The sequence below is a fragment of the Microcoleus sp. Aus8_D2 genome (assembly GCF_036702665.1).
Lineage (GTDB): Bacteria > Cyanobacteriota > Cyanobacteriia > Cyanobacteriales > Microcoleaceae > Microcoleus.
Window position 1 is genome coordinate 31,269 of the sequence record NZ_JAUBUN010000057.1, and the last position, 10,713, is coordinate 41,981.

Sequence of the window (10,713 nt, forward strand, 5' to 3'; positions counted from 1 at the left end):
CGGGTTTTTCACGAAAATCCTTCGCGCTCGTCCACAGATTAAATAAAAAACCCGGTTTCTCTGGCCTTAATGGGTAAATCCTGGATTTAACAAATTGGTTTGTAGCAAAGACTTCACTCCTCATAAAACTAGAGAGGACTGAAGTTCTCACTACCAACTTATCGAGGTTGTTTTCCCCGACAGGATAGATGTAATTTTTAATTATCAATCTGTCGCGCCGCACGAATAGTTTGGGGAAATACGCCGACTAAAAGTGCCAAAACTTCATCAGGAATTTGTGCCACTGTTTCCCAATCAAAATATTGTTCAAACTGAGTTAAAAGCATTTGTGCGCGTTCCAAAGCTACAGGCTTTGCCGTTAACTGTTCCGTTAACCGCACCCAATGCCGCCGAATTCCGAAAGCTTTCTGTCTTTCTGCGGGAGATAGAGGGCAAACCAAACAAAAATCGCCCACAGGAATCGCCTGCTGCGAGTCAGCATCAAAAGCACCTCCAACGGCAGCCCCAGGCCCGGCAAACTCAGCGTGGAAGCCTTTAATCAAAATTAGACCGTTCCGGCGACGGCTATCTACCATCAACAGCTTGCCGCTGTTGATTTCTGCGAGAATGTCAGATGAGTGGGGATGTTCTGTCAAATCTGTGCCAAGGTTTCGATGTCGCAAGTCCGGGTCAGCAGAAAGGCCGGATCGGACAATATAATTAGAGGTATCAAGTTTTCGATGCTCCTGCTGCCGATCGAGATTATCCATTTAAACTTATAAATTAATACTGTCACAAGGTGGTAGCTTGAGCGCGATCGAATATCAAATGCAGGTAGAACAAACAGTAGAGACCCTCAAAGCGGATCTCCCGACGCTGTTTGAGAAAGACATCTCCTACGACATCTACACAAAAGGTGTTTATTTTCAAGACCCTGTTAACAAATTTAAAGGAAAAATCAACTATCGCATTATCTTTTGGACTCTGCGATTTCACGGCCAGCTATTCTTTAGCGAGATTTACTTCGACCTGCACGACGTAAGTCAGACAGCCCCTGATACTATTGTGGCAAATTGGACTGTTCGCGGGACACTGCGCGTACCCTGGAAAGCTCAGATCTTCTTCAACGGCTATTCTACATACAAGCTGGATCCAGAGGGCTTAATTTACCAACACGAGGACACTTGGGACAGGAAACCCGGGGAGATTCTCCAGCAGTTTTTCCGCAAAGGGGAAGATGCGAACCCAAGATAAGCCAAAAAGGTCGATCGCACTCCACCATCCGCACCAGCAACCAGAGTAACCTATAGTGGCTCAAACAATCATCAGCCTTCCGATCAATTTTCTGCTGTTTGTAAACTGGTAAAATGATCTTCGCCCCAGATTCATTTTCTGCTATTTGCACTCCCAAAAAACATCATGGCTGATATTATCGAGACTGCCACCAATGCCGGCTCTTTCAGAACACTCGTCACTGTTATTGAAGCCGCAGGTTTGTTAGATTTATTGCAAAGTCCGGGCCCCTACACCGTCTTAGCACCCACTGACGAAGCCTTTGCCAAAATTCCTACCAATACTATTGCCTCTTGGATGGAAAACATACCCAAGCTTAACAAAATTCTCACCTATCACATTCTGTTTGGCGAGGTACTAACTGAGAACTTGATCGAACTACATTCTGCTGAAACAGTGGAAGGTTCTGTGGTAGGAATTGATACTTGTGATGGTATTAAAATCAATGAGGCTAAAGTCCTGACTTCAGATATTCTTGCAGACAATGGCGTCATCCATATCATTGATGCCGTGCTAATGCCTGCATTAGTGGCAGCCCAATCAAACTAAAGGTTTGTAGTCAGGAATGCAAGTCCTTTGATTGCGGACTTGCATTCCTCACTACGAACCTATCAAACTAAAGGTTTGTAGTGAGGAATGCAAGTCCTTTAATTGCGGACTTGCATTCCTCACTACGAACCTCACAAACTAAAGGTTTGTGCAAATTAGCGGACATTTTAAACTAACTAGCGGAACCTAAAATCAAGCCCGATCGCGCCGGCAGCATCAATTCTAACTGCCGGGTTTCCCCTTCACCTTTCCAAACAAACTCGCCTTTACCGAACAGCAATTTCTCGTGCGGAGATTTTAAATTAGCTGCTTCAAAGCTAATATGAGCTGCTTCTGTTGCGACATTGACAGCAACAACTATTTCCTCATCCCCCAAAATTCTGGCAAAAACGTAAACCGTTCCCTCAGCAAACAGAATTTGGTAGTCTCCAGTGCGGAGGGCAGCGTATTTGTGCCGCAAAGCTATCAACTGTTTGTGATAATCTAAAACCTCAAGTTCCCAGTGAGCTTCTAAGGGAAAACCGCGACGAGAATCGGGATCTAGAGCACCAGGTAAACCAACTTCATCGCCGTAGTAAATGCTGGGAGCTCCGGGAAAAGTTAACAGCAGCAAAGTAGCGAGTTCGACGCTAGCTTTATCGCCTCCAGCAATTGAGATCAACCTGGCTGTATCGTGACTGGCCAACAAATTTAGCTGAGTTAGCTGTATCGGCCACGGGTAAAGTTCCAAAACGTGCTGAATTTTTTCGCCATACTGTTTAGCAAACAGCGGCGGATAGGGATGGTAAGAACGACCTTCAATTTGAGCTAAATCTACTCTGTCGCCTGCTGCAAAAGCAATAGTCGGCGCCGCAAACAGATAATTCATCACTCCGTCAAATTGACTGCCGTCCAGCCATTCTCTGGCATCTTCCCAAACTTCGCCGACAATGTAAGCTTCGGGATTAATTGCTTTAACTCGTTCTCGAAATTCCTGCCAAAATCCGGGAGTTTTAATTTCAAAAGGAACATCTAGCCGCCAGCCATCAATGCCGAATTTAATCCAGTATTCGGCGATTTCCATGATGTATTCTCGCACTTCTGGATTGTCGTGATTGAATTCGGGCAAAGCTCGATTGCTGTCCCAACCGACATAATTAGCAGGAAAATTGCCGTCGTAGGCAGATAGCGGCCAGCCTTCTATTTTAAACCAATCCAACCACGGAGAATGGGGGCCGTTTTCGAGGATGTCGTGGAAGAAGAAAAAGCCGCGGCTGGCGTGGTTGAATACGCCGTCGAGGACGATTTTGATGTTGCGATCGTGCGCGGCATCTAGCAGCTCTTTAAAAGCCGGATTTCCTCCCAACATCGGATCGACTTGATAGTAGTCGTGGGTGTGGTAGCGGTGATTGCAGGCCGACTGAAAAATCGGGGTAAAGTAAATGGCGTTAATGCCTAAATCTTGCAAGTAGTCTAGCTGTTCCATCACGCCCCACAAGTCGCCGCCTTTGTAGCCTTGGAGCGTGGGGATATCGTGCCATTCTTCCCACATGAAGTTTTGCAGCAGGCGTTTGCGGGGCTGTTTGCTTTTGGCGAAGCGATCGGGAAATATTTGGTAGAATACGGCGTGTTTAACCCAGTCTGGCGTTTGGATTTGCATACAATTTTCCTAGCTTTTATGGCTTAGGCTACAGTAGCAGAGGTTTCTAGGGTATCTAGCTTTTGGTAGAAAAATAGACACTTTGTCAAGTTTTGTCGATCGACCAAAAGTCAAATCTCACACAAATTTGCAGTCTATCTCAGAAAATTGAAAACTGATTCTACCCTATCACTCGATGTCCCGACGGGCGGCGCGTCCTGACTGCTGTGGAGTTGGACAAACGAGAGAGAACAGGAACAGCAGCAAAAACCCCGACCCTTATTCTTTCCTTAAACTGCCCTTATTTACTGATGGGTATTTTAACTCACAACCCCAACTTTTGAAAATATCCATTATTGATAGATGAGTATTTTAACTCACAACTCAAAACTGATAACTCCAGTCGCGCACGCACTCCAACTCTTATAAACCGGGTTTTTTAACTGTTATTCAGGGTTTGAACGAAGTATTGTGATTCAACAACCCGGTTTCTGCGCCAGGGACTGAACTCATCACTCAAAACTTCCTCCTTCCCCCCCTTGTCAAGAAGCCCTCACCATCCGACACTGGACTTGGAGAGTTCATAGATCCTAGGGAGAAAGTTCCTTGAAAAGAGTCTTAGCCATCATCCTCGGTGGCGGTGTCGGCACCCGCCTTTACCCCCTAACCAAACTGCGAGCCAAACCCGCAGTTCCCCTCGCAGGCAAATATCGCCTCATCGATATTCCAGTCAGCAATTGCATCAACTCGGAAATAGTCAAAATCTACGTCCTCACCCAGTTCAACTCGGCATCCCTGAACCGCCACATCGCTCGCACCTACCAGTTTTCCGGTTTCACCGACGGATTTGCCGAGGTGCTCGCCGCCCAGCAAACTCAGGAAAACCCCGACTGGTTCCAAGGGACAGCCGACGCAGTTCGCCAATATCTCTGGATGCTAGAAGAGTGGGACGTTGACGAATACTTGATTCTCTCGGGCGACCACCTCTACCGCATGGACTACCGGAAGTTTGTGGAGAGACACCGCGAAACCAACGCCGATATCACCCTCTCGGTTTTGCCAATGGACGAGAAGCGGGCCTCGGATTTTGGTTTGATGAAAATCGACGACAACGGCCGCATTGTTTCTTTCAGCGAAAAGCCAAAAGGCGATGCGCTCAAACAAATGCAGGTGGATACTACTAAACTGGGACTGACACCGCAGCAGGCTCAGGAAAGTCCTTACATTGCTTCGATGGGGATTTACGTCTTCAAAAAAGAAGTTCTGATTAAACTCCTGAAAGAATCTCCCAACCAAACTGATTTTGGTAAAGAGATTATTCCGAATTCTGCAAAAAACCACAACGTTCAAGCTTATTTGTTTGACGATTACTGGGAAGATATCGGAACCATTGAGGCTTTTTATGATGCTAACTTGGCGCTGACAAAACAGCCTAAGCCTCCTTTCAGTTTCTACGATGAAAAGGCGCCGATTTACACTCGCCCGCGTTTCTTGCCGCCGACTAAGCTTTTAGATACTCACGTGACGGAATCGATTATTGCTGAAGGCTGCATTCTCAAACAATGCCGGATCGACCATTCTGTGTTGGGAGTTCGATCGCGCATAGAAGCTGGATGTACGATTCAAGACACCCTGGTTATGGGTTCTGACTTCTACGAACCAGACGCCGAACGGCATTCGAGTTTGGACAACGGCGGCGTCGCCCTCGGTATCGGTGCAGATACTACAATTCGCCGCGCGATTGTGGATAAAAATGCCCGCATCGGCCGCAACGTTCAAATCATTAATAAAGACCGAGTGGAAGAAGCTAACCGCGAAAACCAGGGTTTTTATATCCGCAGCGGCATTGTCGTAGTCCTGAAAAACGCCACGATTCCTGATGGAACTATCATTTAGTTATTAGTCATTAGTCATTAGTCGTCAGTCATTAGTTTTTTAAGTTAAAATCTGTTATCTGCCAGCCAGTGACTGATGATACATAAATCAATTAGTGACAGATCGCCAATGACCGATGACTGATGACTGATGACGAAATTATTTTTTTTAGTTCATTATTAATTGCAACTGCTAATGCAAGGTTGTCGAAATACTTGGCTTTATTCAAGCCCCGGCGCATCAATATGGCACAGTCTCTGTTACGGTCTGTTGTGATACAGATATGTTCGATCGCCTGCGTCGGGCCGATAGCTTCTGATTCTGGTATTTGCGATCGTAGCACGACTGACAAATGCGCTGCCCGTTTCTGAGCACAACACAACTCTCGGAACTATCTTTCCAATCGTCGCAGCAGCCGCAAGGCCAACTTAGCAAATAATTCATAATAGTAGCACTCTGGTAGCGTTAAAAGCTTATTGATCTACTATCGTATCTTAATTTTTCTGAAAGTGTGTGTTCTAGTTAACAGACAAGGGAGAAATTATGTTGTATTTCTGTGACTTAAGTCTATGGAGAGGCTATCAAAATTAGATAGTATAGCATCGGTATCTTCCGTAAAAAATATCTCGAAAGGTAGTTGAATTACTGCACACTTTATGGTATAATCGCCTCAAAATATAGGCAGCAGATTCGACGGGACTTGCTGGTGAGAACCTGCTAGGATTTGCATTGGTGAACAGCTAGAGAAAGAAAAGTTCGATCGCACATTCAGAAAAAAAGAGCAAAAAAGAGCGATGCTCGCGTGCCAGTCAACCCGACGGGCGATCGCGCCAACTTGCCTGCATCAGCTTTCTACGGCTCGCCTCAACCCAGTCGCACCCTAAAGCTCGCGCCACCACGCGAAAATCCCAACGGCGCACAACTCCTGAAAATCTCCAACAGCAGCGAGGTGTGGAAATTGCGATGTCCCGCAAGCAACAACCGAACTCGATCGAGTCTAAACCTTTGATAACCTATAATCAGAAGAAGGAAGAAGTAAGAAGGAAGAAGGAAGTGGGAAGAAGGAAGAGGTGCAACGCGAGAACGTCCTCACCGTTGGGCGCGGTTGCTATAATTCGCCATCCTGCTAATTTGGGATTTATTCTTTCTAACAACTAACAACTAACAACTAACAATTAACAACTAACAACTAACAACTAATAAAGAGGGGATTACTTAATGGCTGCAACAGATTTTAAAGACTATTACGCTATTTTGGGACTCAACAAAACCACCAGCGCTGATGAAATTAAAAAAACTTTCCGCAAACTAGCCCGGAAATATCACCCGGACATGAACCCGGGGAACAAAGAAGCCGAAGCTCGTTTTAAAGAAGTAAACGAAGCTTACGAAGTGCTTTCAGACCCAGAAAAACGCAAAAAATACGACCAATACGGTCAATACTGGAAGCAAGCGGCTGCAACTCCCGGCGGATGGCCGGGCCCGGCGGGTACGAATGTAGACTTTGGTGGGGTTGACTTCAGCCAGTACGGCAGTTTTGACGAATTTATTAATGCTTTGCTGGGTCGCGCGGCCGGTAGCAGTGCGGGTAGTAGCCGCAGCAGCAAGTGGAATTATAGCAACTACCGCACCAGCAGCGGCGGGCCGACAGGTTTTGGCGGATTTGAAGATTTTGCTGGCTACGATAACCGCAGCGCCGGAGGCACTCGCGACACTGAGGTGACAATTTCTCTGACTCTGGGGGAAGCATTTCGGGGAACTTCCAAGCGAGTCGCTACTGGTGAAGTTTCGATTCCTGCGGGAGTGAAAACCGGCAGCAAAATTCGAGTGAAAGGCAAAGGTCAAGTTGACCCGCAAACCAAGCAGCAGGGAGATTTGTACCTAAAGTTAGAAGTTTTACCTCACGCTTTCTTCCAGTTTGAGGGAGAGAATTTGGTCTGCGAAGTGCCGATAACTCCCGACGAAGCGGTGTTGGGAGCTTCAATAGAAGTGCCGGCGCCTGAAGGTACGATCGTTGTAAAATTTCCGGCGGGGATGCGATCGGGTCAGTCTTTGCGGTTGCGAGGGAAGGGATGGCCGAAACCGAAGAAAGATGAACGCACTGATTTGTTGGTAAAAATTGCGATCGTCCCGCCGAAAGAACTCACTGCTGTAGAACGCGAATGCTATGAGAAAATCAAGGCAAATCGCACTTTTAATCCCCGCAGCACTCTCAACCAGATGGTGCTTTAATCTTAATTCTGAGAATTAACTACTGGTGCGATCGATGCCAACAGCAGAAAAAGTTAGTGATGTGCGATCGGCAATGCAGCCGTATCAGCTTCAGTTGACAGTTGACCGCTTGACAGTTGACCGCTTGAGGGCGACCTCTCCCGGTCAGTCCGAGGATTGGAGTAATGAATCGTATTTTTTAAATTTCTCCCGATCGGGCGGGCGGGCTTTAAACCAATTATTTCTGGTAACTTTTGGAGTCTGGGAGGCAAACAACCCGGTTTTTGCGGAAAATATGCGGTTTAGCAGCTAAAAAAACACTCAAAAACTGGGTTTTGAGCTCCCTGTACCTCTCAGACTGCCGATCGAAGTTTTTTGTTTTCTACCCAAGTAGCTGAAGATACTGCTGCAATTAATGTTGTTTGCCGTCCGAACCCTGGGTTTTAAAAGTTATTTATTTATAGTTCACAGTTCGCGCCTAATCGAGACTGACACTTAGCATCAACTTGGCAAGGCCAATAGCTGGATTGACGCGAACCTTAAACCTAATTGAATTTTACTCATCGCTAGCTGTTAACTGACTGGGTTGGCGACCTTGCTTGATGTTAATGCTAATTTTTTTAGCTCCTTTTTTCTCCAAATCTTTGATGTAGCCGTTCGTGTTATTAGAAGCTTCATCCTTGCTTTCGTAGGGGCCAAAGTAATAGGTGCGCTTGGGCGAATCTGTGTCAACTTCCACCCACCACTCGCGACCTCTACCGCTGCCCAGCGGTTGAGTCAGTATCCAGAAAGCAGCAACGTACATACCGAATAGATAAAGTCCGAACATAGTAGCTCTCCCAGAAGTCAAGTAGTTTTTACTGTTCTTAACTTAGCAGGACAAATAGCTCGATCGGCTCGTCCTCAGTGCTGATTTAACCGCCGTAATTGTTGAGAGTAAATGCTGGCTAACATCAGCATTTTGGTGGAGAAGAGGCAAATTTTTAAGCCGTCCCTACAACTACAAAGTACGCAAAGCACGCAGTAGGAGAAAACGATGCTTAATCTATGGTTCAGCCTAGAGTTATAGCAACCACGCCCGACGCTGAGGAAGTTATTAATTGCTGAAACCGTTGCGGAAGATTTTGCCTTCCTTCTTCCGATTTCTATTTCTCTTTTTCGATAATTGAAAACTCAAACAGAACTGATATCAGGTACGGTTTTGTTCGTAGCGCGGACTTAAGTCCGCTCTCTGGCTGCGGACTTAAGTCCGCACTACTAACCATTTTTGTTCGTAGTGCGGACTTAAGTCCGCTCTCTGGCTGCGGACTTAAGTCCGCACTACTAACTTTTTTTGTTATGGTAATCGACCGGATATGATATGACCAACTCTTGGCGCGCAGAAACCGAAGTTGTTTAACGGATACTTCTCACAATAGAGGGAGCATTTCAGTCAAAAAACCCGGTTTATGCAGCCTGAACTATCAAAAATATTAAGCTGCGATACCCTCTGAAAATTCACTTTCGCAGATGGTGAGATCCGAAGGATGGCATCGTTTGATGCGGATGCTAACTCTTTTGGCTCCCTCGCTTTCCAAGTCTTCGATGTAGCCCGGAGTATGGCTGGAGGCTTCTTTGTCGGTGTCAAAAGGGCCAAAATAGTAGGTACAGTCGGGCAAATCTGTGACGATTTCTACCCACCATTTCTCTGGCCCGCGGCGGCTGGGCTTAACAAACACGCACAAGACTCCGACGTAGAGACAAAATAAATAAAATCCAAGCATTTTTCCTCTTTATGGTTATTTATTTTCTAACAGGACTTGCGTCCTCGCGACTCTCATCAACCGGGTTGTCCATTCTTCGCGATCGCCCTTTACCACAGAATTTCCTTCCTCAAACCCGGTTGCTGCATCCAAGACACTCTAACTTTATCAAGACTATTTGGGCGATCGCCTCAACCTGAGTGCTGATTTTGAGGCGAAATCTAGAATCGCAGGGAATAAGCTACTTTGGATTTAAATTTAAGCTTGATGGCGCGCTATAAATTGTCACCCCAAATAATTTAACTAAGGAAGGAAAATTTAATAACTTAAACACCTCCTACAGTTCTTTATCCTATAAGCTGCGAGCTAAAAGGAGGCAGAGCCTCCGGATCTACGTTACCAGGCTCTGCCTGGTAACAAGTAAACAATTAGTCCGCATATTATGCGTTGCATAAGTTATGTTTACGCTAGCAACGCCATAGCTGAAAAACTGTGGCTAAAATAGCAAAACCCGCCGGGGCGGGTTGTTTTGTTGAGCTATAAAAGTCCTCAAACCAATCTGATTTTTCCGCAAACCTGAGCACGATGAGGCTTAGCGCTTGCCTTTGGGGAACTGTTCGATGCCAGCCCAACCGTAAAAAACCAGCTCGTCGTTTTGAACTCGACAGCGGTCTACTCGCAGTTGAGTGCCTTCTAAGGCAAATTTGTCTAAGTCTAGCAAGTTATTTACGTGGGCAATTATAGCTTGAGCCAAGTCTACTGCTTGCCCGTCACCGCCGTAAGTAACGCTGACAAATTGGATTTTGCGTCGGTCTTCTACTTGCAACTGAGCTGTAATATCTATTTTGACTGGTTCGCTGTCCTGGCCGATCGTAATCTCGGACTGAAGCCGAATTGATTTGTCTGTTCCGAAGCTAACTTCAGTGTTTTGAAAGTACAGAGATTGCTCTTGGTATTTCAGCTTTTGGAGTTTTTCAACTACAAAAGGTGTATTGAATGAGGTGGTTAAATCCGATCGACTTAAGACGACTCGCATATTTGCCTGGGTAGGCTGCCGCAATTTGACTTGACCTGCAAAAATCGCCCCAAAATCAATGGAGAGTGCTTGCAAGTAAAGTTCCATCACCTCTATGCGCAGGCCGTTGTACATTAACATACCTTTGCCAACGAAGTCGAAACCGTCGATGCTTCCCTGTAATAGTTTGGCCACAGGTTCGACTCGGATGTTGGCTTCTGCCTTTTCTGAACGTTTGAATAAGGCCGCGATCGCAGCTCCTGCTACTTTGCTGACAAGGCGATCGCCATTTTGACCTTGAAAGGATGTACTCATTCTATATTTATCAATACTTTCAGCCATTAATGTCTAAAATTCTAGGAATTGTCCAGTAAATCAACCAATTTAGGTACTTTCAGACCTTGCTGCCACTTACCAGTGTCCCTTAACTG

The 10,713-nt window shown here is 46.0% G+C and carries 12 protein-coding genes; 6 read left to right on the forward strand and 6 right to left on the reverse strand.

Features of this window, described 5'->3' with window-relative positions; translation table 11 throughout:
* Positions 1–197: 197 nt before the first annotated feature.
* Positions 198–749 (reverse strand): hypothetical protein, encoded by a 552-nt coding sequence (locus QUB64_RS29315; RefSeq protein ID WP_333277443.1) that lies wholly within the window; start codon positions 747–749, stop codon positions 198–200.
* 58 nt (positions 750–807) lie between these two features.
* On the opposite strand from QUB64_RS29315, the gene QUB64_RS29320 reads away from it, so the two are divergent.
* Positions 808–1,233 (forward strand): DUF2358 domain-containing protein, encoded by a 426-nt coding sequence (locus QUB64_RS29320; protein ID WP_333277467.1) that lies wholly within the window; start codon positions 808–810, stop codon positions 1,231–1,233.
* 165 nt (positions 1,234–1,398) lie between these two features.
* Positions 1,399–1,821, forward strand: coding sequence for a fasciclin domain-containing protein (locus QUB64_RS29325; RefSeq protein ID WP_333277445.1), 423 nt, complete (start codon positions 1,399–1,401; stop codon positions 1,819–1,821).
* 172 nt (positions 1,822–1,993) lie between these two features.
* Here QUB64_RS29325 and QUB64_RS29330 read toward each other — a convergent pair whose 3' ends face one another.
* Positions 1,994–3,460: a glycoside hydrolase family 13 protein gene (locus QUB64_RS29330; RefSeq protein WP_333277446.1), complete on the reverse strand. Its 1,467-nt coding sequence runs from the start codon at positions 3,458–3,460 to the stop codon at positions 1,994–1,996.
* A gap of 585 nt (positions 3,461–4,045) precedes the next feature.
* Between QUB64_RS29330 and QUB64_RS29335 the strand changes: the two genes are divergently transcribed.
* On the forward strand, positions 4,046–5,335 hold the full coding sequence (locus QUB64_RS29335; RefSeq protein WP_333277448.1) for a glucose-1-phosphate adenylyltransferase: 1,290 nt from the start codon (positions 4,046–4,048) through the stop codon (positions 5,333–5,335).
* 91 nt (positions 5,336–5,426) lie between these two features.
* Here QUB64_RS29335 and QUB64_RS29340 read toward each other — a convergent pair whose 3' ends face one another.
* The gene (locus QUB64_RS29340) at positions 5,427–5,666 is read right to left on the reverse strand and encodes a hypothetical protein (protein WP_333277450.1); all 240 of its coding nucleotides are present in this window, start codon (positions 5,664–5,666) and stop codon (positions 5,427–5,429) included.
* 450 nt (positions 5,667–6,116) lie between these two features.
* Between QUB64_RS29340 and QUB64_RS29345 the strand changes: the two genes are divergently transcribed.
* The 3 genes from QUB64_RS29345 (at position 6,117) to QUB64_RS29355 (ending at position 7,838) form a co-directional block, all read left to right on the forward strand.
* Complete coding sequence (locus tag QUB64_RS29345) at positions 6,117–6,323, forward strand: hypothetical protein (RefSeq protein ID WP_333277452.1); 207 nt, start codon at positions 6,117–6,119, stop codon at positions 6,321–6,323.
* Positions 6,324–6,532: 209 nt separating this feature from the next.
* Positions 6,533–7,546, forward strand: coding sequence for a J domain-containing protein (locus QUB64_RS29350; RefSeq protein WP_333277454.1), 1,014 nt, complete (start codon positions 6,533–6,535; stop codon positions 7,544–7,546).
* A 34-nt stretch (positions 7,547–7,580) separates the two neighbouring features.
* Positions 7,581–7,838: a hypothetical protein gene (locus QUB64_RS29355; RefSeq protein WP_333277456.1), complete on the forward strand. Its 258-nt coding sequence runs from the start codon at positions 7,581–7,583 to the stop codon at positions 7,836–7,838.
* Positions 7,839–8,081: 243 nt separating this feature from the next.
* Here the strand turns inward: QUB64_RS29355 and QUB64_RS29360 are convergent, their stop codons facing one another.
* From QUB64_RS29360 to QUB64_RS29370, 3 genes are all read right to left on the reverse strand, one after another.
* Complete coding sequence (locus tag QUB64_RS29360) at positions 8,082–8,354, reverse strand: DUF1816 domain-containing protein (RefSeq protein WP_333277459.1); 273 nt, start codon at positions 8,352–8,354, stop codon at positions 8,082–8,084.
* Positions 8,355–8,997: 643 nt separating this feature from the next.
* Complete coding sequence (locus QUB64_RS29365; protein ID WP_333277461.1) at positions 8,998–9,288, reverse strand: DUF1816 domain-containing protein; 291 nt, start codon at positions 9,286–9,288, stop codon at positions 8,998–9,000.
* 571 nt (positions 9,289–9,859) lie between these two features.
* Entirely contained in the window at positions 9,860–10,597 is a 738-nt protein-coding gene (locus tag QUB64_RS29370) for an LmeA family phospholipid-binding protein (RefSeq protein WP_333277463.1), read from the reverse strand.
* Positions 10,598–10,713: the final 116 nt, after the last annotated feature.